A 25,377-nucleotide genomic window follows, 5' to 3' on the forward strand; every position below is an offset into this window, starting at 1 on the left:
GAACAGGCCGGTTGGCGATCACGGACTCCGGGCAAGTGAAGGGTGAAGGACCCGCCGCGCAAGAGATGCAGCGGCCCCGGTGCGGTGACACCGCGGGGATACCGGGTGTCCTAGGAGGGGAAGTGATTCGCCATGCGTACGCATCGGCGTACCCATAGGCGTTCCGTACGCGTGGAGTACCTGCTGCCGGACGAGGCCGCGGCGGCGGGGCAGGCGCGAAAGCTGACGTCGGAGTTCCTCGCCCGCTCCCGCAGCCGGATGGCGCGGGTGGACGAGGAGCAGATCGACGACGCGACGCTGATCGTGTCCGAACTGGTCGCCAACGCGACCGAGCACGGCCGCGGCGAGTGCCGGCTGCGTCTCCAACTGTCCGACGAGCGCGTCACGGTCGAGGTCTACGACGGCAACCCGACCCCGCCCCATGTGCGGCCGCTGACGGCCGAGGCCGAGAGCGGGCGCGGCCTCGCCATGGTCCGCTGCCTGGCCCACCGCCTCGACGTCACCCCGCTCACCGGGGGCGGCAAGCGGGTGCGGGCGATCCTGGCCATCTGACCGGCTCCCGGGACTTAACAGCAAGGCAACGCGGGCGTACCGCCGAGCGAAACGTGGCCGCGCGATTTTTTGCTCTACAGATGTAGAGAAAAAAATCCCCCGGAGGCCCGTATGGCTGCCGCTCCACATCCCCTCGATCCGCTCACCCCTGAAGAGATCACCGCCGCCCGCGCCGTTCTCGTGACGGCGGGGCTGGTCACGGAGACCACCCGCTTCGCCTACCTCGGGCTCCTCGACCCGCCCAAGTCCGCCCCGGAGCAAGGGGATCGCCGGCTGCGGGTCCTGCTGCTCGACGTCTCCGGCGGACCCTCCCGCGACGCGACGGTGTCCCTGACCGGGGCGCGGGTCGTGTCGCACCGGTCGATCGACGCCGCGACGGAGGGCCAACTCCCGGTCCTGGACGAGGAGTTCGCGCTCGTCGAGGAGATCCTCGCCAAGGACCAGAGCTGGCTGGCAGCGCTGGACGCCCGTGGCCTGGACGTGGACTCGGTGCGCGTCGCACCGCTCTCCGCAGGGGTCTACGACGCCGAGTACCCGCAGGAGCGGGGCCGCCGCATCCTGCGCGGGCTGGCCTTCGTACAGGAACACGCCAAGGACCACGCGTGGGCACATCCCGTGGACGGGCTCGTCGCCTACGTGGACGTCCTGAACCGGAGCGTGGACCAGGTCATCGACCACGGGCCGGTACCGGTGCCCGCGGAGTCGGGGAACTTCGACGACCCTGCCGTCACCGGTCCACCGCGCACCACCCTCAAGCCCATCGAGATCACCCAGCCGCAGGGCCCCAGCTTCACCCTCGACGGCAATGCGCTGACATGGGAGAACTGGTCCCTGCGCATCGGCTTCGACGCCCGCGAGGGGCTGATACTCCATCAACTCGCCTTCGCCGGGCGCCCGGTGATCCATCGCGCGTCGATCGCCGAGATGGTCGTGCCGTACGCCGACCCCTCCCCCGTACGGTCCTGGCAGAACTACTTCGACACGGGCGAGTACCTCATCGGGCGCTACGCCAACGCGCTCCAGCTCGGCTGCGACTGCCTCGGCGACATCACCTACCTCGACGCGGTGATCGCCGACGAGACCGGCACACCGCAGACCCTCACCAACGCCGTCTGTCTGCACGAGGAGGACTACGGCATCCTCTGGAAGCACAGCGACCTCTGGGCGGGCTCCGTCGAGACCCGGCGCCAACGGCGCATGGTGCTCTCCTTCTTCACCACGGTCGGGAACTACGACTACGGCTTCTACTGGTACCTGTACCTCGACGGCACCATCGAGTTCGAGGCCAAGGCCACCGGCGTCGTCTTCACCTCCGCCCACCCCGGCGGCGACTACCCCTACGCCACCGAACTCGCCCCCGGCCTCGGCGCCCCGTACCACCAACACCTGTTCGGCGCACGGCTGGACATGGCCGTGGACGGTCCCGTCAACCGCGTCGAGGAGATCGAGACGGTCCGGGTGCCGATGGGGCCCGACAACCTGCGCGGCAACGCCTTCGCCCTCAAGCGCACCCCGCTGACACGGGAGAGCGAGGCCCAGCGGATGGCCGACGCGGGCGTGGACCGCGTGTGGCACATCTCCAACCCCGGGTCCCTGAACCGGCTCGGCAGGCCGGTCGCCTACGCCCTGCACCCGGAGGGCAAGCCGGCCTTGCTCGCCGATCCCGAGTCCTCCGTCGCGGCCCGCGCCGCCTTCGCCACGAAGCACCTCTGGGTCACCGCCTACGACCCGGCCGAGCGCTACCCGGCGGGCGACTTCGTCAACCAGCATCCCGGTGGCGCGGGGCTGCCCGCTTACGCCGCCGCCGACCGGGACCTCGACGGGCAGGACCTCGTCGTCTGGCACACCTTCGGGCTGACCCACGCCCCGCGCCCCGAGGACTGGCCGATCATGCCGGTCGACACCACGGGCTTCACGCTCAAGCCGGTCGGCTTCTTCGACCGCAACCCCACCCTCGACGTGCCGCCGAGCACCTCCGGCCACTGCGGGACAACAGGCACAGGAGGCTGTCATGTCTGAACAGACCATCAGCGGCAGTACAGTTGACGCACAGTCAAAACTCCGTGGCTCCATCGGAGTCGGCGGGATCGTCTTCATGGTCGTCGCGGCCGCCGCCCCGCTCACCGCCATCGGCGGCGCCCTGCCGGTGATGCTGGCCATCGGCAACGGCCCCGGCGTACCGGCCGCCTACCTCCTGGTCGCCGTCGTCCTGCTGCTGTTCAGCGTCGGCTACGCGGCGATGAGCCGCCATGTCGTCGACACCGGCGCCTTCTACTCCTACGTCACCGCCGGGCTCGGCCGGATCACCGGCACCGGGGCGGCAGGGCTGGCGCTGCTCACGTACAGCACGATCCAGGCCGGGATCTACGGCCTGTCCGGCGTCACCCTCCAGGGGCTGGTCGTCAAGTACGGCGGCCCCGATCTGCCGTGGTGGCTGTGGGCCGGTGTGCTGTGGGGACTGGTCGCGGTGCTGGGCTTCCGCAACATCGAGGTCGGCACGAAGGTGCTGTCGGTACTGCTGGTCCTGGAGGTCGGCATCGTCACGGTGATGACGGTGGCGATCCTCGCCCAAGGAGGCGCGCACGGCATCGACTTCGACTCCTTCACGCCGGGTGCCTTCAGCTCGGGCTCGGCGGGCATCGGGGTGATGTTCGCGGTCGCGTCCTTCGTCGGCTTCGAGGCGACCGCCATCTACAGCGAGGAGGCGCGGGACCCCAAGCGCAGTGTGCCCAGGGCGACCTACCTCGCGGTGATCGCCATCGGCGGTTTCTACGCGCTGTCCAGCTGGGCGGTCGTTCTCGCGGTCGGCACGGACCAGGTACAGGGCGCGGCGGCGAAGAACACGAGCGGGCTGGTGTTCGCCGTGGCCGGGCAGTACGTCGGCTCGGCCGCCTCCGACACGATGGAAATCCTGCTGCTGACCAGCCTGTTCGCGGCGCTGCTCGCCTTCCACAACGCGATCTCCCGCTATCTGTTCTCCCTCGGCCGCCAGGGCGACGCCCCCGCGATCCTGGGCCGCAGTCACGCCAAGCACGGTTCGCCGCACGCCGGTTCACTGGTGCAGAGCGTGTCGGCCGCCGTGATCGTGGGGGCGTTCGTCCTAGCCGGGTCCGATCCGGTGCTGGAGCTGTTCACCTGGATGAGCGGGCTGGCCACGCTCGGCGTGCTGGTGCTGATGATCCTCGTCGGGGTCGCGATCATCGCCTTCTTCGCCCGCACGGGGACGGACACCCGCCTGTGGCACACCCGGCTCGCGCCGGCCCTCGGTGCCCTGGGCCTGTGCTGGATCACGTACATGGTGCTGGCCAACTTCACCACCCTGATCGGTGGTTCGGCCTCGCTCGCGCGGCTCTTCGAGGGGATCGTCGTCCTGTTCTTCGCGGCCGGGGCGGTCTCCGCCGCCGTCCGGCGCCGCCGCGATGCATGACGCTCTACCGGCCGCGGTCGCGCTGACGGGCTCCGGTCTGTGCCTCGCGGGGCATGTGCCGGGGCCCGTACGGCGCTGGGGTCCGCACGCTGTGGTGCTCGCCGTGACGCTGCTGATGGTGGTGGAGAGTCCGGGACCGTATCTGCTGCTCTTCGGCGCGGGCGTGACGGCGGGCATGTGCCTCTTCACCCGCGGGCCGGTCACCGCCGACCTCACGGTGATGGCCGTGGTCACGGCGGCCATGGCCGGGCTCGCGCAGGGGCGGCACGACCACCATGCCGAAGGCCATGGGCTGTTCGCGCTGGCGGTGGTGCTATGGCTGCTGGCCCGGGCGGGGGCCGTCATGCACCGGGCGCTGCGTCCCGGTGTACCGTGCGCGGGTCCGCTAAGCCGTGCGGGCGGCGCGATGATGGCTCTCGGCATGGCCGCCATGCTGGGCTGACCGGGTCGGACCTGCGTCGGAGCGGCTGGATTAAGGTCGGGGCATGCCCAAAATCGTCGATCATGACGCGCGGCGCCGCGAGATCATCGAAGCCGTATGGGCCCTGATCGCAAGACGCGGGCTCGACGCCGTCACCATGCGGGACCTCGCCGCCGAGGCCGGCTACGCCAACGGTGCGCTGACCGGCTACTTCCGCAACAAGGACGAGATCCTGCTCGCCGCCTTCCAGCACGCCTTCGAGAGCACCAACGTCCGCGCCCGCGAGTCCATCGCCGACACGACCGGCCTGCCGGCGCTGCGCCTGCTCTGCCTGGAGATCATGCCGCTCGACGACGTACGCCTCATGGAGGCCAGGGTCGTCATCGCCTTCTGGGACCGCGCCGTCCACGACGAGCGCATGGCCGGGGTCCACGAGAACGCCATGGCGGCCTGGCGCGAGCAGATGTGCGGCTACCTTCAACAGGCCCGCCGGCAGGGCGACATCGGCACGGGGTCACCCGACGACGAGGTCGTCGACACCCTCCTCGCCGCCCTCATGGGCTTCCAGATCAACGCGGTCCTGCTGCCCCACGCCACCACACCCCGGCGTCAAGAGGCGGTTCTCGACGGCCTGTTGGGCTCGTTGCGGCCGTAGAGGAGCGGGGGTACTACGAGTATCTACGGGACAGCCTCGATGTCGGCCGCTGTCATGCGGAACTCGACGGGGCCGTACGCCACTGGAGTTCCGTGCGGTGGCACGCGGGCAGACATGACTCGTGGACGGATTCCAGCCGGACGAGACAGCCGTACGACGTGACGTGTTCCGTCGGAAGGTGTGGAGTGCCCATGCGTTCCGGGTCGTCGACGACACACCGGAGGCACTCGTCCTCGGCTGCGGGCCGGGCGCGGAGCTGGCGGTCCCTACGAGCTGGATCGAGTGGCTGCGCACGGGCGACCGTCGCCTGACGCACTGGTACGTCAACTTCCAGCGTCCGATGCACCGCACGCGCATCGGCTTCGACGCCTTCGACCTCTTCCTGGATCTGGTGGTCGCGCCCGATCTGTCCCGGTGGGAGTGGAAGGACGAGGACGAGTACGCCCACGGCCGGCGGTTGGGGGTGGTGAGCGAGGTCGAGCACTGGGCGGTGGGGACGGCACGCAAAGAGGCCCTGGCGATGATCCGAGCTGACCGTGGGCCAGGGCCGCCACCGGTCGACGATCGTTGCGGTCGGCGTTCAGGTGCCGTACCCCATGTCCATCCGCTCTGGAGTCGTTCCCGAGCAGCACACTGCCCGGCGCCGAAAACCGGTTCTCCGGTCCTACGGCACCGGGCAGCGATTCCCCCGTGCGTTCACCACGTTCAGGTCAGGACTCGACCCCGGCCCCTTCACGCGCCGCGACCGTCGCGGGTTGCTTCTCGTTCTCCTGCGCGGCCTGGCGTACGGCCGGGATGGCCGCCGCGACCAGGGCCGCGAGGAGGGCGACACCGCCGCCGATGAGGAGGCCGGTGCGGAAGCCGCTCTCGGAGGTGAAGGTGTAGCCGCCCGCCGTGTTGGTCATCTGGGCGAGGACGACGCCGATCACCGCGGCGCCGATCGAGGTGCCGAGGGAGCGCATGAGGGTGTTGAAGCCGTTGGCGGCGGCGGTCTCGGAGAGGGGGACCGAGCTCATGATGAGGGCGGGCATCGCACCGTAGGCGAGGCCGACGCCGCTGTTGATGACGATGCAGACGACCATCAGGCCCCAGGCGGAGCTCATCAGGCCCATCGACAGGGCGTAGCCGGCGGTGATGACGAGGACGCCGCTGATGAGCGTGAACTTTGGGCCGCGGGCGTTGGTGAGCTTTCCGCCGAGCGGGGAGACGATCATCATCATGATGCCGCCGGGGGCCATCCAGAGGCCGGAGGCGAGCATCGACTGACCCAGGCCGTAGCCGGTGGCCTCGGGGAACTGCAGCAGCTGCGGCACGACCAGCATGCTGGAGTACATGCCGACGCCCACGAACACCGAGGCGATGTTGGTGATCAGGACCCGGGGGCGGGCCGTGGTGCGCAGGTCGATCAGCGGGTCGCCGGTGCGCAGCTCCCAGACACCCCAGGCCAGGAAGGCCACGATCGCGACGGCGAACAGGCCGAGGACGGTGGCCGAACCCCAGCCCCAGTCGGCGCCCTTGGAGATCCCGAGGAGGAGGCAGACGAGGCCGACGGCCAGGCCGAGGGCGCCGGGGGCGTCGAAACGCTGACCCTTCGCGGCGGCCGGTACGTCCGGGATCAGGAACCAGATCAGCGCGGCGACGACCGCGGCGAGGGCGGCCGAACCCCAGAACAGGGCACGCCAGTTGGCGTACTGCGCGATGGCCGCGGCGATCGGCAGGCCGAGGCCGCCGCCGATGCCCATGGAGGCGCTGACGAGCGCGATGGAGGGGCTGAGCCGCTCCTGCGGTACGACGTCGCGCAGCAGGGCGATGCCCAGCGGGACCATGCCCATGCCCATGCCCTGAAGCCCGCGTCCGACGATCATCGGGACGACGGAGGAGGAGAGCGCGCAGACCACCGAGCCCACGATCAGCGGGACGGAGCAGGCGAGCAGCATGCGGCGCTTGCCCAGCAGGTCGCCGAGGCGGCCGACGACCGGCACACAGACCGCGGCCACCAGCAGGGTGGCGGTGATCACCCACGCGGCGTTCGAGGACGAGGTGTGCAGCATCTCCGGGAGGTCGGCGATGAGCGGGGTGACCAGCGTCTGCATGATCGCGGCCGTGGTGCCGGCGAAGGCCAGCGTGGCGATCACGCCGCCTGCGCGGGCTGTGGGCTGGGGGGCGTCCATGACGGGACTCCTCGGCGTATCTGTTCGGTCGGGACGTGAAGGAATGTGCATCGTACACATCGTATGTATCAAGCATGTGATGGGGATGATGCATACGGTCGTGCGAGGATGGGCCCGGCCGCCCCGGACCGCATGAATCGGCGGCGGCATCGGCAGGAAGCAGGAGGCAGCGGACCGATGGACAGGCGTACGGGCGAGATCGAGTACGAGCAGATGCTCCTCAGCCGGCACGGGCTTCTCTCGCACAAGGGCGGGCGCCGCAAGGACGGCGTGCTGGACCGCAGCGCCTACATCCTGCTGAGCCGGATCCGCGTCCAAGGCCCCATGTCGATCGGCGAGTTGAGCGACGCCTTCGGCCTCGACACCTCCACCCTCAACAGGCAGACGGCGGCGGCCATGCGCTCCGGTCTGGTGGAGCGGATCCCCGATCCGCAGGGCGGCATGGCCCGCAAGTTCCGCATCACGGACCTGGGCGCGCGAATGCTCGACGAGGAGCGCGAGGGTCTCGTGCAGTCCCTGGACCAGATCATGGACGACTGGTCGGAGGCGGACATCGCCGCCTTCGCGGCCTTTCTACGACGCTTCAACACCGACATCGAGCGGCTCGGCGGGCGCCCCTGGCCACGGCCATGAGTGAGCCCCGCCCCGTGGCAACTCACGGGGCGGGGCGGTCGGTTCACACCGGGTGTACCCGGATCAGGAGGAGCGGCGCGAACGGCTCGCCGCGTAGACCACGCCGCCGCCCAGGGCGATGACGAGGGCCGCGCCACCCGCGAGGAGGCCGACCGGCGCGTTGGAACCGGTCTCTGCGAGCGGCTGCTTGCCGCCGTCGGGCGTCGTCTTCGGCGTGGGCGAGGGCGTCGGCTTCAGCGGCGGGACGTGCGCGGAGGTGGGCGGCGTCGTCGACGGCTTGGGGCTGGGCGGCGGGGTCGTCTCGTCGGCGGGAGGCGTGCTGCCGGCCGGGGTCGACGGCGTCGCGGGCGGGGCCGAGGCCGGCTGGGTCGGCGTCGGGGTGGGCGAGTCCGGGGTGCTGGGCGTGCACTCCTTGTCGCCGCCGTTCCAGGCCGCGATGAGGTGGTACGGGGTCACGATGTTGTCGGGCTCGTACGGGAGCGGGCCGTGACCCTCGCCCGTACCGCCGTCGTAGGTGACGTCGTCGCCGTACAGGTCTATCTGGCCGTAGCAGTCGGGCGACTTGACGTTGAGCTTCTGCCAGGTCTGCCCCGCGCCGTCCGCGCCGGCGACGTCCTTGGCGGTGAGGTAGACCGTGGCCTTGTCGACCATGGTCTGGTGGCCGGAGGTGTACCAGGTGGGGCCTTCGGCGGTGTACTCGGCGAGCGAGACGGGGTACTTGCAGCCCTCGCCGACGCTCTGGCCGGGGGCGAGCCGGACCTCGACGGTGCCGGGGACGGTGTTCCACTGGTGGAAGCCGCCCTGTGAGGTCCAGTCGGCGCCGACAACGCTTCCACCGGCTCCGACGATGCGGTACTGCACGGTGGCGGACTGGCACGCGTCGTTCTCGGTGGCGCTCGCCGTACCGGCCGCGAGCACGGGCGCGGCGGCGGCGATGAACGCGGTGGCCGCCAGGGCGGACAGGGATGGGAGGTGGTGCGAACGTGACAAGGTGAGCCTCGACGAAGATAAAAGGTGTGGGAGGTGGCAGAGCGCGGGCAGCGGGCGCACGAAAGGAGACGATCCAGGGCGTGCGCGACCGGACCGCCCGCACATGCTTCGCTCAGCGAAGCCACAGCGAAGCAAGCTGAATTCTTGTCACCTTTCACAACTCCCGTCAATCCTTCACCAGTTGGCCACAGGTCAAGATCAGGGCATCACCGCGAGCAGATGCCAGTGCAGGCCCTCCAGCTCGACGTACAGGCCGAGGTCGAGGAGTTCGTCGCCGTCCCGGTCGTAGGTCGATTCGGAAAGCAGTTCGGTGAGTTGGCGGTGTCCGCCGCGCAGGTCGCTCCACGGGAGGCGGACCCGGCCCTGGGCCGGCTGCTCGGACAGGTTGACGACGACGAGATGGCGACTGGAATCGGTCGTCCAGGACCAGGCGATCAGGTTCTCGTGGGACGGGTTGTCGGGCCAGCCGGTGCAGTCGAGCAACTGCCACTCCCCTCCCGTGCGCATGCCGGAGGACCCCACAGCGGAGAGCAACTGGTGGTAGAAGGCCAGGAGTTCCTTGTCGACGGGCTCTTCCGGCCGGCGGGCGAGGAAGACCGGCGGGCGGATCCGGCGCCCCTCGAACTGCCCCTCGTGCCAGAGGGTCGCGCCGGGCAGCGTGGCGATCGTGACCGCCACCGCCCGTTCCCGCTCGGGTGACATCGTCGCGGCGGCCCGGGGTTCGTCGTGGTTCTCCAGGAAGCGGACCAGGCCGCGCTGGTAGCCCAGGTCGGCCCGCAGATGGCCGCGCACCGAGTCCGCGCCCTCGTGGAGCAGCCGGTCGTAGAGCCGTTTGTCGTAGCAGTGGTCGAACCCCTGCTGCTGGAGGGCCCATTCGAGGTCCCAGTACGCCTCCGCGACGAAGAGGAGGTCGGGGTGGCGCTCGCGGACCTTCGGGACGACGTACGGCCAGAAGTCCTCGGCCGGCGCCGTGCCCGCGCGCTCGCCCCAGGTCTTCGCGAAGACGTCGGTCATGAAGAGCATGGCCATGTCGCAGCGCACGCCGTCCGCCTGGTCGCCGATGGAGGCCAGGGTGTCGACGGCCGCCGTGCGCAACTCCTCGCTGAAGGCGTTGAGTTGTACGACGTCGGGCCAGGGTGCGAAGTAGGGGTCGCGGCCACGGGCGAACACCTTGCCGCCGGTTTCCAGGAAGGCGCCCGGGTCGCGGGCGAGGTCGTCCGGGGTGCCTTGGACCAGGCACCCGGGGCGTTCGGTGAGCCAGGGGTGGTCGGGGGCGATGTGGTTGGGGACGTAGTCGAGGATCAACCGGACGCCACGCGCGGCCAGTTGGGCGCGGGCCTCCGCCAGTCCCTCCGGGCCGCCCAGGGTCGCGTCGACGACGTAGTTCCGGACGCAGTACGGCGATCCGGCCACGTCCGCGGGGCGGAGGTCGGGCAGCGCCGCCCGGAAGGAGGCCTGCAACGACTCGTCACGCAGGGCGATCTCCAGTCCGGCGGGGCTGCGTTCCCACACGCCCATCAGCCAGACGGCGTCGACACCGGGGAGGGCCACCTCGTCCCAGGCGGGCGAGGGCACCTCGCCGAGGGTGACGGGGCGGCCGTAGCGGGTGCTCAACTCCCCCAGCCAGATGAGGGTGTTGATCTCGTAGATCACCGGGTGGTCGGGCCAGGCGGTCATGACAGCGGCTCCTCTCGGTCGCCGGTGGGGCGCAGGCTCTCGCGGCCCCGGGCCGACCACTCGCCGTCGCCCAGGGTGTGGAAGAGGGTGGCGGTGACGGCGGACAGACCGGTCCAGCCGGTCTGGTGGGAGGCGCCGAGGCCGGCGCCGTTGTCGCCGTGGAAGTACTCGTAGAAGAGGATCAGGTCCTTCCAGTGCGGGTCCTTGGCGAACTTGGCCTGGGCGCCGTGCACCGGCCGATGTCCGTCCTCGTCGCTGAGGAAGGTGGCGGTGAGCCGGTCGGCGATCTCGCGGGCGACCTCGTAGAGGGTGAGGTGGCGGCCCGAGCCGGTCGGGCACTCCACGGTGAAGTCGGCGCCGTGGAAGGCGTGCAGGTTCAACAGGGCCCGGATCAACAGCAAGTTGACTGGGAACCACACCGGGCCGCGCCAGTTGGAGTTGCCGCCGAACATCCCGGAGTCCGACTCGGCCGGCAGATAGCCGACGCCGTACGACTCCCCGTGCACGTCGAAGGTGTACGGGTGCTCGGCGTGGTACCGGGAGAGGGAGCGGATGCCGTGCGGGCCGAGGAACTCGTCCTCGTCGAGCATCCGGGACAGGACGCGCCGGAGTCGGTCCTCGCCGAACAGGGCGAAGAGGTAACGGCCGTCGGCGTTCGGGCCCATCGCCTCGTGCGAGGAGATGGTGGCTTCGACGGCTGGATGGCGTTCGATGAACTCCAGTGCTCCCGCGACGAGTTCGGGGAAGCGCTGGTCCGCCCAGCCGCCGACCAGGCTGGTGGCCGCGAGCGGAATCAGGCCGACGAGCGAGCGCACCTTGAGCCTGGTCGCCGTACCGTCGGGCAGCCGCAGCACGTCGTAGAAGAAGCCGTCCTCCTCGTCCCAGAGGCTGGCGTTGTCGGCGCCGATGCGGTTCATGGCGACGGCGATCCACGCGAAGTGCTCGAAGAGGGACTGCGCCTGCTCGACGTAGACGGGGTTGTCGACGGCCAACTCTATGGCGATCTCAAGAAGGTTCTGGCAGTAGAGCGCCATCCACGCGGTGCCGTCCGCCTGGTCGAGGTGGCCGCCGGTGGGGAGCGGGGCGCTGCGGTCGAAGACGCCGATGTTGTCGAGGCCGAGGAAGCCGCCCTGGAAGACATTGTTGCCGTCGGTGTCCTTGCGGTTGAGCCACCAGGTGAAGTTCTTCATCAGCTTCTGGAAGGCGTTCTCCAGGAAGGCGCGGTCGCCCTTGCCGGTGCGGTGCTTCTCCAGCTCGTAGAGGAACAGGGTGGCCCAGGCGTGCACGGGCGGGTTGACGTCCCCGAAGTTCCATTCGTAGGCCGGGATCTGGCCGTTGGGGTGGAGGTAGAGGCGGCGCAGCAGCAGGTCCAACTGGCCCTTGGCGAAGGCGAGATCGACCATCGACAGGGCGACGGTGTGGAAGGCGAGGTCCCAGGCCGCGAACCACGGGTACTCCCAGGTGTCCGGCATCGACATGATCTCGTCGTTGACCATGTGGTACCAGTTGCTGTTCCGCACCCGGGGGTCGGAGGCGAGCGGGTCGACGCCGTGCTCGGACAGCCAGCGCTCGACGTCGAGGTAGTAGTACTGCTTGCTCCACAGCATCCCGGCCAACGCCTGCCGGACCATGCGCCGTTCGTCGGTGCCCGCGTCGGCCGGGGTGCAGGCGTCGTAGAACTCGTCGGCCTCGGACCGGCGTCGGGTCATGACGGTGTCGAAGTCGCCGGTCCAGTCGGGGAGTTCGGCGGCGGTGAGGCGCAGGCGGACGGTCGCGCTCTGTCCGCCGGGGATGGTGAGCACGTGGTGGACGGCGGCCTTGGTGCCGGTCCGGTCGGGGTTGACGGCTCCGGTCTCGCCCTGGACGACGTAGCGGTCGATGCCGTCCTTGACGTACGGGGAGGCGTTCGAACTGCCGAAGATCTTCTCGTTGTTGGTGTCGTTCTCGGTGAACAGGGTCTGCGCTTCGGCGTCGCAGTACAGCCAGCGCGGTCCCAACTCGGCGTGGTCCGCCCTGACTTGGCCGCCGTTTTCCTGCCGGAGGGACGGGACGGCGGTGCCTCCCGCCCAAGACCAGGTGTGCCGGAACCACAGGGTCGGGAGCAGGTGCAACGGGGCTTCGTCGGGGCCCCGGTTGTGCGCGGTGATCTCGATCAGCAGGTCCTCGGGGCCCGCCTTGGCGTACTCCACGAACACGTCGAAGTAGCGGTCCTCGTCGAAGATGCCGGTGTCGAGGAGTTCGTACTCGAAGTCGCCGCGTCCGCGCGCCCTGTTGGTGGCCTTGAGGTCCTCGTAGGGGTACTCGGCCTGCGGGTATTTGTAGAGGTACTTCATGTACGAGTGCGTGGGCGTGCTGTCGAGGTAGAAGTAGTACTCCTTGACGTCCTCGCCGTGGTTTCCCTCGGAGTTGGTGAGGCCGAACATCCGCTCCTTGAGGATCGGGTCGCGGCCGTTCCACAGGGCGAGCGCGAAGCACAGCCGCTGTTTGTCGTCGCTGATGCCCGCGATGCCGTCCTCTCCCCAGCGGTAGGCGCGGGAGCGGGCCTGGTCGTGGGTGAAGTAGGACCAGGCGTCACCGCTGTGGCTGTAGTCCTCCCGTACGGTCCCCCACTGGCGCTCGCTCAAATAGGGGCCCCAACGGCGCCACGGAACCCCGGATTCGTCGGCCTCGGCCAGCCGCCGCCGTTCGGCATCCGGCGCGTCACCGTTCGTCGCCATCACGTGTCCTCCTCGTGGCCCGGCACATTCCCTCAGATTCAGGCGTCTTTGACTCGACCGCAACGGCTTGCCCTGATGGCCATCCGGTGGTCGCGTCCCGTTCGATCACCGGGTCGGGGCGGGAGGCGCGACGCGAGTCCCCGAGAACCACCGTCACGGCGAGGAGCAGCGCCGCTCCCGCCGCCGTCGGGGCCACCAGAAAGGCTCCGGCGGCGCCGTGACGGTCGGCCAGGTAGCCGGCCAGCGCCTGCCCGGTCGCGGTGCCCAGCGGGCCGCCCGCGCACAGGATCGTCAGGGCGACGGTCGCCCGGTCGGCGGGCGCGAGGCGTTCGGTGAGCGCGTACAGGGTGATCATGTACGGCGCCACGGTGACACCGGCGACGGCCACAGCCGCGGGAACGGCGTGCAGTCCGTACCCGGCGACGAGGCTGAGGGTTCCCAGCAGCAGGGTCGCCGTGAAGGTCACGTACCGGTGGAGCAGCGTGAAGCGGGCGGGGAGCCAGGCGCAGGCGGCACCGGCCAGGGCGCTGCCGATGCCGAAGAGGGCGTAGAGAAGGCCCGCGCCGCCGGGGTGCCCGCTGTCGTCGGCGTAGGCGGTGACGCCGGTCTGTACGGCGCCGAAGACGGTGCCCATCGCGGCCATGGCGAGGAACATCATCGCAAGTGGCAGGCGGGGCAAGGGAGTTCGCGGAGTGCCCGGTGTCGGTCGGTCGGCGACTCCGCCGGGGGCGAGGGAGAGAGCGAAGGGCAGGGTGGTCAGGAGGAGCAGGGCGATGGCCGCCAGGGTCGGTGCCGCGGGGCCGAGGGAGGTGAGCAGGCCGACGATCGCCGGGCCCGCGACGAAGCTGAGCTCGTCGGCGGTCGCCTCGTAGGAGAGTGCGGTGGGGACGAGGTCGGGCCGCTCGCGCGCGTGGAGCAGGCGGGACCAGTGGACGCGGACCAGGGAGCCGACCGGCGGCTGGGTGAGGCCGGCGAGGGCAGCCGCGGCAATCATGCCCGGGCCGCCGAAGTGGCTCGCGACGACGAGGGCGGCGAGGGCACCGGCGTTGGCGAGCGCGCTCACCGCCCCGACGCGACGGTGGCCGTGCCGGTCGGCCAGCGCTCCGGCGACCGGGGCGCCGAGCGCGTTGGCGATGCCCTGAGCAGCGGCGGCGAGACCGGCGAAGGCGTAACTGCCGGAGGCGGCCCGGACCAGGATGAGCGTCGCGAGCGACGAGGTCGCGTAGGGAAGGCGGGCGAGGAACCCGAGCGGGAAGAATGCCGCGCCGGGCACGCGGAGAAGGGATCGGTACGCCATCGGCGTCTCCCGTGAGCACGTCGGAGGGACGCGCTACCCAGCCACCGACGCGTTGACGATCCCGCTTCCGCCGCGCAGCCTAGCGAGCCGACCGCCCTGCCACCAGAGCTACTTCGCCGCCCATGGCTCTTACGCCTCAAGGTACGAATATGGCGTTCTCATTTGACGAGAGGTAGCCTCTCACCCGATCGTCACGTCTCGCCGGGGAGGCCGTCATGGCAGGCACGATGCAGGGCAAGGTCGCGGTGATCAGCGGAGGTTCGACCGGCGTGGGGAGGGCCGTCGGGGCGCAACTCGCCGAGAACGGGGCGCAGGTGGTGCTGCTCGCCCGGCGCGCCGACCGGCTGGAGACGGCCGCGCGGGAGATGGCCGGGTCGGTGCACACGATCCCGACCGACGTCAGCAGCGGCGACAGCGTCCGGGCGGCGTTCGCCCGGATCGAGGAGCGGTTCGGGCGGGTGGACATCCTGGTGAACAGTGCCGGGGTCGCCCGCATCCGCGCCATCGAGGAGACTGCCGACGAGGACATCCACGCCTGCGTCGGCACCAACCTCCTGGGCCCGATCCACACGATCCGCTCGGCCGTGCCCCTGCTGCGGGCCGCCGGGGGCGGCGACATCCTGAACATCTCCTCCGAGATCACCCTCGACCACATGCCGTTGATGGCCATGTACGCGGCGAGCAAGCACGGCCTGAACGGCTTCACCGCCGCGATGCACAAGGAACTGCGCGGCGACGGGATCCGGGTCGCCCTGGTGATCCTGGGCTCGATCTCGGACAGCGCGTTCATCGAGAACTTCCCCGGCGAGGACCGGCAGCGCGCCGCGCCGGTATGGGAGGCGGACGGCTATCTGACCAGGGTGGGCGCCATGAAGCCGCTCCCCTCGGCGACCGTCGCCCGCGTGATGGTCCAACTGCTGGTCACCCCGCCCGAGGTCGTGCAGGACGTGGTGCACATCCGCCCGGCCGGTTGAGACCCCCCGATCGTGACCATGGTCCGCGGACCGGAACCACGGCCCTCGGTTCCCGACCATGCGGCAGCCTTGGACTCCCCATAAGTCCGCCTTATGAGGTCATAGATCGGACCCGCGTACCGACTTAGGCATGCCTTAGCTTAGGCTTCCCGTCGAGTCGCCTGTCATCGTTCGAAGGGAACCTGATCATGCCGCGCCCCCTGCGGGTAGCCATCGTCGGAGCCGGTCCCGCCGGGATCTACGCCGCCGACGCCCTGCTCAAGTCCGAGGTGGCCGCCGAACCCGGTGTGTCCATCGACCTCTTCGAGCGGATGCCCGCGCCCTTCGGCCTGATCCGGTACGGCGTCGCCCCCGACCACCCGCGCATCAAGGGCATCATCACCGCCCTGCACCAGGTCCTGGACAAGCCGCAGATCCGCCTCTTCGGCAACGTCGACTACCCGACCGACATCAGCCTCGACGACCTGCGCTCCTTCTACGACGCCGTGGTCTTCTCCACCGGCGCGACCGCCGACCGCGAGATGTCCATACCGGGCATCGAGCTGGACGGCTCCTACGGCGCCGCCGACTTCGTCTCCTGGTACGACGGCCACCCGGACGTCCCGCGCACCTGGCCGCTGGAGGCCGAGAAGGTCGCCGTCCTCGGTGTCGGCAACGTGGCCCTCGACGTGGCCCGCGTCCTCGCCAAGACCGGCGACGAACTGCTGCCCACCGAGATCCCGCCGAACGTCCACGAGGGCCTCAAGGCCAACAAGGCGCTCGAAGTCCACGTCTTCGGCCGCCGCGGCCCGGCGCAGGCGAAGTTCTCCCCGATGGAGCTGCGCGAGCTGGACCACTCCCCCAACATCGAGGTCATCGTCGACCCCGAGGACATCGACTACGACGAGGGCTCGATCACCACCCGTCGTGGCAACAAGCAGGCCGACATGGTCGCCAAGACCCTGGAGAACTGGGCGATCCGCGATGTCGGCGACCGCCCGCACAAGCTGTTCCTGCACTTCTTCGAGTCGCCGTCGGAGATCCTCGGCGAGGACGGCAAGGTCGTCGGCCTGCGCACCGAGCGCACCGCCCTCGACGGCACCGGCAACGTCAAGGGCACCGGCGAGTTCAAGGACTGGGACGTCACTGCGGTCTACCGCGCGGTCGGCTACCTCTCCGACAAGCTGCCCAAGCTCCCCTGGGACATCGAGTCGGGCACGGTCCCGGACGAGGGCGGCCGGGTCATCCAGGAGACCGGCGAGCACCTCCAGTCGACGTACGTGACCGGCTGGATCCGGCGCGGTCCGGTCGGTCTGATCGGCCACACCAAGGGCGATGCCAACGAGACGGTCGCGAACCTGCTCGACGACCACGCAGGCGGCCGTCTGCACACGCCTGTTTCGCCCGACCCGGAGGCCGTGGACGCGTTCCTCGCCGAGCGAAACGTCCGCTTCACCACCTGGGACGGCTGGTACAAGCTCGACGCCGCCGAGAAGGCGCTGGGCGAGCCGCAGGGCCGTGAGCGCGTGAAGATCGTCGAGCGCGAGGACATGCTCCGGGCGAGCGGCGCGTAAGTCTCGACAAGGTGAGGTCAGAAGGGCCCGGCGGCCGTACCGCCGGGCCCTTCGCACTTCAGCGCACGGCCCTCCCGTACCGGGCGAACACGGTGTGCCCCGGCTTCTCCACCTCCAGGCACTCCAGGTTCGCGGGGGGACCGTCCGCGGCGAAGAGCCGCTCACCGGTACCGACGACGGTGGGGAAGGTGATGAGCCGGTACTCGTCGACCAGGTCCTGCGCCATCAGCGTGTGGACGATGCTCAGGCTGCCCATGACGACCACCTCCCGCTCCTCTCGCTTCACGGCGTCGACGAGATCGCCGTCGAGGACGGTCGAGTTCGCCCACGCCGAGGCATCGGTCAGGGTGCGGGAGGCGACCAGTTTCGACGCGGAGTTCATGCGGGCGGCGAACGGGTCGTCACGGCCCGGCCACAGCCGCGCGAACGCCTCCCACGTGCCGCGGCCGAGCAGCAGCACCCCGTCGCCCAGGGTGTCGGCCAGCCGGAACCTGTCGCCCTCGATCTCCTCGCGGCCGTAGCGGAAGAGCCAGCCGCCGTAGGGGGTGCCGTCGGACCCGTCGGGGTCGGAGACGACTCCGTCCAGGGTGGTGAACTGAATGACGGTGACGCTCATGATCCATTGTCCTTTCGGTCGATGCTCACCGGTACGTACCGGCGGCAGCGGCCGAACTCATCGCGGCGGGAGCGGTTGATCCGAGGAAATCCGCCGGGGCAGGTCGAAGGACGCCAGCACCTGCGGTTCGGTGAACACGACGTTGCGGGTGACCCGGCCGCCGCCGACCGTGAACACCTGGACACTGTGCAGCCGGCGGCCTCCGTCGGGGTCCGACGCGTACGCGGCGAGCGCGGGCTGCGAGTTGGCCGTGATCTGTGTCAACGCCCAGTCCGTACCGCGGAGTTCGAACACCCTGCGCATGAACGCGCCGTAGTGCCCGGTGCCCAGGAACCAGAGCGGGACAGGCGGCATCTCCAGGACGACCCCGTCGGCCAGGAGCCGTACGAGGGCGGGGACGTCGGCCGCCTCGAAGGCCCGCAGGTAGCGGTCGATCACCTCGCGCGCCTCACGGTCGTCCGGTTCGGCGACCGTCTGGCCGTCGCCGATGTCCGTGAGGGCGGCGCGGGCCCGCTGGAGTGTGCTGTTGACGGCCGGGACGGTGGTGTCGAGCTGGTCGGCGACCTCGGCGGCGCTGAACTGGAGCACCTCGCGGAGCACGAGCACGGCCCGCTGCCGCGCCGGGAGCCGTTGCAGGGCCACGACCAGGGCGAGCCGCATGTCGGTCCGCGCCTCCATGTCGTAGCGCGCGTCGGGGAAGGGCTGGAGCCAGGGGATGTCGGTGGCCGGGGTGAGGGGGGTCCAGGGGTCCTCGCCCGCTGCGCCGAGGCCGGACGGGAGGGGGCGGCGGGCGCGGCCTTCGAGGGCGGTGAGGCAGACGTTGGTGGCGATGCGGTACAGCCAGGTCCGGACGGACGCGCGGCTCGGGTCGTAGCGGTCACGGGCCTTCCACGCGCGCAGCATCGTGTCCTGCACCAGGTCCTCGGCCTCGTGGAACGAGCCCAGCATGCGGTAGCAGTACGCCACCAACTCGCCCCGGTACGGCTCGAAGTCCACGCGTCCATCATGGCGTACGGGGCTGTTAACGTCCTCCGGTGTTCTCCCTCCTCGAACCCCCGTTCTTCTCCCGGCTGCGCGACGCGCGCCGGATCCTCGTCGCCGGGGCCGGCGGCGGCTTCGACGTCTACGCCGGGCTGCCCCTCGCGCTCGCGCTGCGCTCGGCCGGCAAGGAGGTGCACCTCGCCAACCTGTCCTTCGCCGATCTGTACGGCCTCGACCAGGACGTGTGGGTGCAACCGGACCTCGCGGCAGTGGGCCCCGACACGGAGGCGCGGGGTGACTACTTCCCCGAGCGGTCGCTCGCCCGGTGGCTCCGGCTGCACGACATGCCGTCCACGGTGTACGCGTTTCCCCTGACCGGCGTGCAGCCGCTGCGGGCCGCGTACCGCGCGCTGATCGACCACCTGGGCGGTGTCGACGCCGTCGTGCTCGTCGACGGCGGGACCGACATCCTGATGCGCGGCGACGAACACGGGCTCGGCACACCGGAGGAGGACATGGTCAGCCTCGCCGCGGTGGACGGCCTCGACGAGGTGCCGGTGCGGCTGGTGGCGTGTCTGGGCTTCGGCATCGACGCGTACCACGGGGTCAACCACGCGCTGGTGCTGGAGAATCTGGCCGCGCTGGAGCGCGAGGGTGCCTACCTCGGCGCGTTCTCCCTCCCGCGCGAGAGCCGGGAGGGGCGGCTGTACCTCGACGCGGTGGCCCACGCCCAGGAGTGCACGCCGGACCACCCGAGCATCGTCAACGGTTCCGTCGCCGCCGCCGTGCGCGGGGACTTCGGCGACGTCCGCTTCACCGAACGCACGCGCGGCAGCGAGCTGTTCATCAATCCGCTGATGTCGCTGTACTTCTGCGTGGACGCTCCGGGGCTCGCCCGCCGCAACCTCTACCTCGACCGGCTGGCGCCGACCGCGCTGATCCGGCAGGTCAGTTCGCGCATCGAGGAGTTCCGCGACGAACTGCCCCGGCAGCGCCCACCGCGCGCCTACCCCCACTGACCGCCCGCCCCGGTGTGGTCAACTCGCAGGTGTCAGCGCCTGTTCGGCCCAGATGGTCTTGCCGGTCGCGGTGTGCCGGGTGCCCCAGTCGGCGGTGAGCTGGGCGACCAGGAGGAGGCCCCGGCCGCCCTCGTCGTAGATGCGGGCCCGGCGAAGGTGGGGCGAGGTGGAGTTGCCGTCGGAGACCTCGCAGATGAGCGTACGGTCGAGGATCAGGCGGAGTTGGATCGGTTCGGCGCCGTAGCGGATCGCGTTCGTGACGAGTTCGCTGACGACGAGTTCGGTGACGAAGGCCTCCTCCGTCAGTCCCCAGGCGTCGAGTTGGGCGGTGGCGAGCCGTCGGGCCTCGGAGACGCCCTCGAAGTCGGCGGCCAGGTCCCAGACTTGGACGTGGTCGGCGTCAAGTGCCCTGGTGCGGGCGAGCACCAGGGCCACGTCGTCGGTCGGGTACTTGGGCAGCAGCGCGGACAGCACCTGGTCGCAGCGGTCCTCCAGGGTGGACCGCGATCCGGCAAGGGCCTCGCGCAGCCGGGAGATGCCGAGGTCCGGGTCCCGGTCGGCGGCCTCCACCAGACCGTCCGTGTACAGGGCGACCAGGGTGCCTTCGGGCAGTTCGAGTTCGGTGGTCTCGAAGGGCAGGCCGCCCACGCCCAGGACCGGGCCGACGCCGATGTCGACCACCTGCGTGGTGCCGTCCGGCAGGACGAGGACGGGCGGCGGGTGACCGGCGCTCGCGGCGCTCAGCATCCGCGACACCGGGTCGTAGACGGCGTACAGACAGGTCGCCCCGGTGCCGCCGACGCCGGCGCGCCCGCCGTTCTCGTCGTCACCGCCGAGCCGCAGGACCAGGTCGTCGAGGTGGGCCAGGAGTTCGTCGGGCGGGAGGTCGACGTCGGCGAGCGTCTGGACGGCGGTGCGCAGCCGGCCCATGGTGGCGGAGGCCTGGATGCCGTGGCCGACCACGTCACCGACCACCAGGCCCACCCGCGCGCCGGAGAGCGGGATGATGTCGAACCAGTCGCCGCCGACACCGGCCCGCGAGTCGGTGGGCAGATAGCGGCAGGCCACGTCGACCGCGGACTGCGGGGACGTGCCGCGCGGCAGCAGGCTTTCCTGGAGGGTGAGCGCGGTGGAGCGCTCCCGGGTGTAGCGGCGGGCGTTGTCGACGCAGAGGGCGGCCCGGCCGGCGATCTCCCGCGCCAGGGCGACGTCGTCCTGGGTGAAGGCGTCGGGCCGGGTGCGCAGCAGGACGGCGACGCCCAGCGTGGTGCCGCGCGCGATCAGCGGCACCGCCAGCAGTGAGGTGACGACGGATCCCCGCATCTTCGCGGCCCGCGCCGGGACGCCCGCGATCCACCGGTCGAAGTCCGGGTCGCCGCTCCCGCTGAGCACCGGGCGGCCGGTGTGCAGGGCGCGGGCGGGCGGCGAGTAGGGCGGGTAGGCGTCGCTGGCGCCCAGGCCGATCACGGCCTCCGGGGTCCCCTTCTCGGTGGACAGATGCGCGGCCCGGCGGAGCACGACGTCCGCGTCCGGGCCGCCGTCCTCGGGCTCCTCGCCGTGCATCACCGCCTCCAGCAGGTCCACGCTCGCGAAGTCGGCGAAGCGCGGGACGACCAGTTCGGCGAGTTCCCGCGCGGTGCGGTCGAGGTCGAGGGTCGTGCCGACGGAGACGGCGGCCTCGTCGAGCACCGCGAGCCGCTGCCGCGCCCAGTGCTGCTCGCTGCTGTCGAATCCGGCCATGCCCACGGCGCGGACCTCGCCCCGGTCGTCCCGGACCGGCCACAGCTCCAGGTTCCAGGCGTGCTCGCGGATTCCGGACGGGGCGCGGGTGTAGCTCTCGTAGTGCGCGGGTTTGCCCGTGGCCGCCACGTCGCGCAGTGCCTGGAGGGTGCCCAGCTGGTCGACGTCCGCCGGCAGGCCGTAGGGGAAGGCGTGGCCGCGCAGGGCCTCCTCGCCGAGCCCCATGACCTCGCAGGCCACGGCGTTGAGCCGCAGATACCGCTGCGCGGCGTCGAACACCGACATCGAGAACGACGCCTGCCTGAACGCGCGCTCGATCAGCGCGCGCTCGTCGTCGTCCCCGCGGGCGGGATCCATGGGATCAGTGTGCTCCCGCACCCGGAGGCCAACAACCGGGCGCCGGGACCGCGCGCACGACGGCCGGCGGGATCGAACGAATACTTGGGGTCCGCAAATGCTGTGAAGTGCCCCACGGCGGGTAGTTCTTAACTCAGCGCCTCTTCCGCGTGAACACCTCCACTCAAAGGAACTGTGGTCTTGGCTCTCGCGTACCCTGACGCCCCGTCAGCCCGTCGACCCGGGCGTACCTGGACTATTCGCATCACAGGTCACCGCGACCGCACCGCCTCGGTCAGCTGCTCCTCCGGGTGCGGCATGCCCGCCCGGTCGCGTGACATCCCGGCCCTGCGCCGCTTCGCCGAAGCCCACGCGGCGGCCCATGTCAGAGCGGCGACCGTACGCCCCGACGCGGCCTGCGGCTGCCGTCGCCAGCGGTGCGCGGCGCACGAGGGGACCCGGGTCGACTGCTCGGGCTCGGTGCTGCTCGTGCTCCGGCACGATCCGGCGGTCGGCCAGGTGTGGGCCCTGTCCGAGGTCTGCGCGGCCTGTGCCTCACTGATGACGCACACCCGGGTCGTCGGCAAGCCCGCGCCGCGCACCCGGCCGCCCCGCCAGGAGACGGTCGTACCCCTCCAGGCACCGCCCCCGGCGAGCTCGCGTTCGGTACCGGCCGGATTCAGCGCGCCGCCGGCCGAGGCAGGTGTGCCGTCCCGGCCGGACCGCCGGCGGCGGTGAGCGGGTGCGGTGCGGGGCACACGGAAGGGACCCACCCCGAGCGGATGGTGGGCGGGTCCCGTCCGCGCCACCATTCTGCGGACCGGGCCATGTCAAAGGCACGTGTGAAACCCCGCCGCCCGGAGCGGACCGATCACACCCCGCGCGTATGCTCACGCGGGATCGCAGGAATTCCGGGCATACGAGACTCCACGACCCCCGCTTGACCCACCAAGATCTCCAACGCCCATACTGGTGGGTCAGCCCCGCTCCCGCCCGCAGATTGGCCTATGTCGAACTCCTCCACAGCTCCGCCCACGATCCCCCACACGGTGTGGTTGGCTCGCGGCCGCCACGTCGGGTCCGAGGACGCGGCCGATGTCGTACGGCGACAGTTGCAGCGCCTCAAGGACCGCGAGGTCATCGACGACCACATGGAACCGGACGAGGATCAGGGCCATGATCCCGGGGAACTGGTCTTCGAGGCCCGCTGGCGGGTCGAGGGGACGGTGACCGTGCGGGCGCGGCTGACGTTTCCGGCGCTTCCGGCGCCGGGCTCGCCCGCCGCCCCCGTTTCGCCCGACGGACGGGAGTGGATCCTGGTCGCGGAGGCCGAGCGGCCGTGGAACCCCCACTGGCCCTCCCCCGCGACCGTCTTCTGGCCCGAGGACGCGGACTCCGGCTGGGACCACGCGCCGGTCCCCGGTCTGCGCTTCCGGCAGGTCAACCCGCTGCCGTCGGACGAGAAGGATCTACGACGGCTGTTCCGGAGCTGCGCGCAGGACGGCTGGAGCGTGCACGTCGTCGTGCACGAGGCGATGACCCCGGACGCGCGCGGCCGGCTCCCCCTGGCCCCGCTGCTGCCGGCGAGCCTGCGGCACTGCGTGGTGGAGCACCGGGCCACCCCCGACCAACTACGCTCCGTGAACTGGGCGTTGCTGCGCGAGTTCGACTTCCAGGTGCCGCGCGGCGGTGCCGTGGTGCTGCCCACCAACCCGGCCGCTCCCGGCTACGACGTGCGCGACTTCTCCGTGCGCAGCGTCTTCCTCGACGGCTCCGAGCCCGCCGATCTCGTGGACGTGCTCTGCCGTTACGCCGCCTCCGCGCGCCCCCTGCCGGAGGGCGGCGCCGAGGCCGTCACCGCGCTGCGCGAGCAGTGGAGCCTGATGACCCTGGAGGAGGAACTCGCCCGGGAGCGCAGGCTCGTGGCCATGTACGCCGAGGCTCTCGAAGCGATGACGAAGTCCCGCGACCTCTACCGGGAGTCCGCCGACCGCGCCAACGAGGCACTGGCCGCACTGCGCGAGTCCGGCGGCGCTGTCGTGCCGGGCGAGCCTCCCCGGTCGGCGGAGTCCCCGCTCCAACGAACCTTCGGCCGGTTGCGGGACGCGACGAAGGCACTGCGCCCCGTGACACCGTCGGCCGACGGGACCCGCGTCGAGCCGTCGCGGGACGACGGCCGGCCTACCGAGGAGCGGTAGGCGGTCGACTTCCGGCCGCAAGGACCCGCCGTCACACGAGCGGTCCGCGCCGCGCGACGGCGGAGGTGAAAATGGACCACCAGTGGTGATCACCGCCCACGCGCCCCGCCTCCTTGCGGCCTAGCTTGGCGGTATGCCGATGCAACCCTGGTTCCGCGATGCCAAGTTGGGCATCTTCGTCCACTACGGGATCTACGCCGTCGACGGTGTGCCGGAGTCCTGGTCGTTCTACACGGGCCAGGTGCCGCACGAGCAATACATGCGCCAGCTGGACGGGTTCACCGCCGCGCGCTACGAACCACGGGACTGGGCGCGGCTGTTCGCGCGGGCGGGTGCCCGGTACGCGGTGCTGACCGCCCGGCACCACGACGGTGTGGCCCTGTGGGACTCGGCCCACGGCGACCTGGACGTGGTCCGCCGCACCCCGGCCGGCCGCGATCTGATCGGGCCCTATGCCGACGCGCTGCGCGAGGAGGACCTCAAGGTCGGGCTCTACTACTCGCACTCCGACTGGAACCACCCCGACTACGCCAGCACGGTGCACCCGAACCCGCCGGACGAGGAGATCCGCGCCAACCCGTACGCCTCCGCCCGGCCCGGCGAGGAGGATCCGGCCGCCTGGGCGCGCTACCTCGCCTACCGCGACGGCCAGGTCGGCGAGTTGGTGGCCCGCTTCCGGCCCGACCTGCTGTGGTTCGACGGCGAGTGGGAGCGGGCCGAGGAGCAGTGGGGCATGCGGGAGTTGGCGGAGCTGATCCTCGCCGGGAACCCCGACACCGTCCTCAACGCCCGCATGCTGAGCCACGGCGACTACGCGACCCCCGAGCAGGGGGTACCGCTGCAAGCCCCGGACGGGCCTTGGGAGTTGTGCCTGACGGTCAACGACTCGTGGGGTTTCCAGCACGGGGACCACCATCACAAGTCGGTGCGGCAGCTGGTGCGTTACTTCACGGAGACCATCGGCATGGGCGGCAATCTGCTGCTCGACGTGGGGCCGCGGGAGGACGGGACGATCCCGCCCGAGCAGGTGGAGCGCCTCGAGGGCCTCGGCGCCTGGATCGCCCGGCACTCCGACGCGGTGTACGGCACGGTGGCCGGCCTGCCCGCCGGGCACCACTACGGACCGAGCACCCTGTCCGCCGACCGCCGCACGCTGTACCTGGTGTGCTTCGACCCGCCGCGCGAGTCGGTGTCGGTGCGCGGCCTCCGTACACCCGTGAAGCGGGTCACGGTGCTCGGTACAGGCGCCGCACTCGGCCACGACGTGATCGGCGGACTCGGCGAGGTGCCGGGCGTGACCTGGATCGACGCCCCGCGGGCCGCCGATGTGGACGACCAGGCGACGGTCCTGGCGGTGGAGCTGGACGGGGAGTTGGAGCTGTACCGGGGTGCGGGGCGGGACTGACCGGCGCAATACGGG

The 25,377-nt window shown here is 70.9% G+C and carries 20 protein-coding genes and 1 pseudogene; 13 read left to right on the plus strand and 8 right to left on the minus strand.

The window, feature by feature from the left end; translation table 11 throughout:
* Window positions 1–132 precede the first annotated feature (132 nt).
* From ACQHII_RS02230 to ACQHII_RS02255, 6 genes and pseudogenes are all read left to right on the plus strand, one after another.
* Window positions 133–552: an ATP-binding protein gene (locus ACQHII_RS02230; protein ID WP_427917563.1), complete on the plus strand. Its 420-nt coding sequence runs from the start codon at window positions 133–135 to the stop codon at window positions 550–552.
* Window positions 553–663: 111 nt separating this feature from the next.
* Complete coding sequence (locus ACQHII_RS02235; RefSeq protein ID WP_427917564.1) at window positions 664–2,571, plus strand: primary-amine oxidase; 1,908 nt, start codon at window positions 664–666, stop codon at window positions 2,569–2,571.
* A complete protein-coding gene (locus tag ACQHII_RS02240) occupies window positions 2,564–3,979 on the plus strand; it encodes an APC family permease (RefSeq protein ID WP_427917565.1) in 1,416 nt (471 codons plus the stop codon). Before ACQHII_RS02235 ends, ACQHII_RS02240 begins: the two co-directional genes overlap by 8 nt.
* The gene (locus ACQHII_RS02245; RefSeq protein WP_427917566.1) at window positions 3,972–4,421 is read left to right on the plus strand and encodes a hypothetical protein; all 450 of its coding nucleotides are present in this window, start codon (window positions 3,972–3,974) and stop codon (window positions 4,419–4,421) included. The genes ACQHII_RS02240 and ACQHII_RS02245 overlap by 8 nt, the downstream gene beginning before the upstream one ends.
* A 43-nt stretch (window positions 4,422–4,464) precedes the next feature.
* Complete coding sequence (locus ACQHII_RS02250; RefSeq protein WP_427917567.1) at window positions 4,465–5,055, plus strand: TetR/AcrR family transcriptional regulator; 591 nt, start codon at window positions 4,465–4,467, stop codon at window positions 5,053–5,055.
* Between the two features lie 178 nt (window positions 5,056–5,233).
* Window positions 5,234–5,485 (plus strand): annotated as a pseudogene (locus tag ACQHII_RS02255) (DUF402 domain-containing protein); the annotation flags it as partial.
* Between the two features lie 280 nt (window positions 5,486–5,765).
* Here ACQHII_RS02255 and ACQHII_RS02260 read toward each other — a convergent pair.
* The gene (locus tag ACQHII_RS02260; protein ID WP_427917568.1) at window positions 5,766–7,226 is read right to left on the minus strand and encodes an MFS transporter; all 1,461 of its coding nucleotides are present in this window, start codon (window positions 7,224–7,226) and stop codon (window positions 5,766–5,768) included.
* 177 nt (window positions 7,227–7,403) lie between these two features.
* On the opposite strand from ACQHII_RS02260, the gene ACQHII_RS02265 reads away from it, so the two are divergent.
* Entirely contained in the window at window positions 7,404–7,859 is a 456-nt protein-coding gene (locus ACQHII_RS02265) for a MarR family winged helix-turn-helix transcriptional regulator (protein WP_427917569.1), read from the plus strand.
* Window positions 7,860–7,922: 63 nt separating this feature from the next.
* Here ACQHII_RS02265 and ACQHII_RS02270 read toward each other — a convergent pair whose 3' ends face one another.
* The 4 genes from ACQHII_RS02270 to ACQHII_RS02285 form a co-directional block, all read right to left on the minus strand.
* The gene (locus ACQHII_RS02270) at window positions 7,923–8,849 is read right to left on the minus strand and encodes a hypothetical protein (protein WP_427917570.1); all 927 of its coding nucleotides are present in this window, start codon (window positions 8,847–8,849) and stop codon (window positions 7,923–7,925) included.
* Between the two features lie 198 nt (window positions 8,850–9,047).
* Window positions 9,048–10,526 (minus strand): alpha-amylase family glycosyl hydrolase, encoded by a 1,479-nt coding sequence (locus ACQHII_RS02275; RefSeq protein ID WP_427917571.1) that lies wholly within the window; start codon window positions 10,524–10,526, stop codon window positions 9,048–9,050.
* On the minus strand, window positions 10,523–13,243 hold the full coding sequence (locus ACQHII_RS02280; RefSeq protein ID WP_427917572.1) for an MGH1-like glycoside hydrolase domain-containing protein: 2,721 nt from the start codon (window positions 13,241–13,243) through the stop codon (window positions 10,523–10,525). The genes ACQHII_RS02275 and ACQHII_RS02280 overlap by 4 nt, the downstream gene beginning before the upstream one ends.
* Window positions 13,227–14,540, minus strand: a complete 1,314-nt coding sequence (locus tag ACQHII_RS02285) for an MFS transporter (RefSeq protein ID WP_427917573.1) — start codon at window positions 14,538–14,540, stop codon at window positions 13,227–13,229. The genes ACQHII_RS02280 and ACQHII_RS02285 overlap by 17 nt, the downstream gene beginning before the upstream one ends.
* Before the next feature lie 215 nt (window positions 14,541–14,755).
* On the opposite strand from ACQHII_RS02285, the gene ACQHII_RS02290 reads away from it, so the two are divergent.
* Both ACQHII_RS02290 and ACQHII_RS02295 read left to right on the plus strand, forming a co-directional pair.
* Window positions 14,756–15,514 carry an SDR family oxidoreductase gene (locus tag ACQHII_RS02290; RefSeq protein ID WP_427917574.1) on the plus strand — a complete coding sequence of 253 codons (759 nt, stop codon included), beginning with the start codon at window positions 14,756–14,758 and terminating at the stop codon, window positions 15,512–15,514.
* A gap of 188 nt (window positions 15,515–15,702) precedes the next feature.
* Window positions 15,703–17,067, plus strand: coding sequence for an FAD-dependent oxidoreductase (locus ACQHII_RS02295; RefSeq protein WP_427917575.1), 1,365 nt, complete (start codon window positions 15,703–15,705; stop codon window positions 17,065–17,067).
* Window positions 17,068–17,125: 58 nt separating this feature from the next.
* On the opposite strand, the gene ACQHII_RS02300 is transcribed toward ACQHII_RS02295, so the two are convergent.
* Window positions 17,126–17,683 carry a dihydrofolate reductase family protein gene (locus ACQHII_RS02300; protein WP_427917576.1) on the minus strand — a complete coding sequence of 186 codons (558 nt, stop codon included), beginning with the start codon at window positions 17,681–17,683 and terminating at the stop codon, window positions 17,126–17,128.
* 57 nt (window positions 17,684–17,740) lie between these two features.
* Window positions 17,741–18,679, minus strand: a complete 939-nt coding sequence (locus ACQHII_RS02305) for an RNA polymerase subunit sigma-70 (RefSeq protein WP_427917577.1) — start codon at window positions 18,677–18,679, stop codon at window positions 17,741–17,743.
* A gap of 38 nt (window positions 18,680–18,717) precedes the next feature.
* Here ACQHII_RS02305 and ACQHII_RS02310 point away from each other — a divergent pair, with 38 nt between their 5' ends.
* Complete coding sequence (locus ACQHII_RS02310) at window positions 18,718–19,683, plus strand: DUF1152 domain-containing protein (protein ID WP_427917578.1); 966 nt, start codon at window positions 18,718–18,720, stop codon at window positions 19,681–19,683.
* A gap of 18 nt (window positions 19,684–19,701) precedes the next feature.
* On the opposite strand, the gene ACQHII_RS02315 is transcribed toward ACQHII_RS02310, so the two are convergent.
* Window positions 19,702–21,780, minus strand: coding sequence for a SpoIIE family protein phosphatase (locus ACQHII_RS02315; protein ID WP_427917579.1), 2,079 nt, complete (start codon window positions 21,778–21,780; stop codon window positions 19,702–19,704).
* 297 nt (window positions 21,781–22,077) lie between these two features.
* Here ACQHII_RS02315 and ACQHII_RS02320 point away from each other — a divergent pair, with 297 nt between their 5' ends.
* From ACQHII_RS02320 to ACQHII_RS02330, 3 genes are all read left to right on the plus strand, one after another.
* The gene (locus ACQHII_RS02320) at window positions 22,078–22,497 is read left to right on the plus strand and encodes a hypothetical protein (protein ID WP_427917580.1); all 420 of its coding nucleotides are present in this window, start codon (window positions 22,078–22,080) and stop codon (window positions 22,495–22,497) included.
* Between the two features lie 269 nt (window positions 22,498–22,766).
* Window positions 22,767–23,957, plus strand: a complete 1,191-nt coding sequence (locus tag ACQHII_RS02325; protein ID WP_427917581.1) for a hypothetical protein — start codon at window positions 22,767–22,769, stop codon at window positions 23,955–23,957.
* A gap of 133 nt (window positions 23,958–24,090) precedes the next feature.
* On the plus strand, window positions 24,091–25,362 hold the full coding sequence (locus tag ACQHII_RS02330; RefSeq protein ID WP_427917582.1) for an alpha-L-fucosidase: 1,272 nt from the start codon (window positions 24,091–24,093) through the stop codon (window positions 25,360–25,362).
* The last annotated feature ends 15 nt before the right edge of the window (window positions 25,363–25,377 follow it).

Source organism: Streptomyces sp. cg40 (assembly GCF_050320165.1).
Taxonomy (GTDB): domain Bacteria; phylum Actinomycetota; class Actinomycetes; order Streptomycetales; family Streptomycetaceae; genus Streptomyces; species Streptomyces hokutonensis.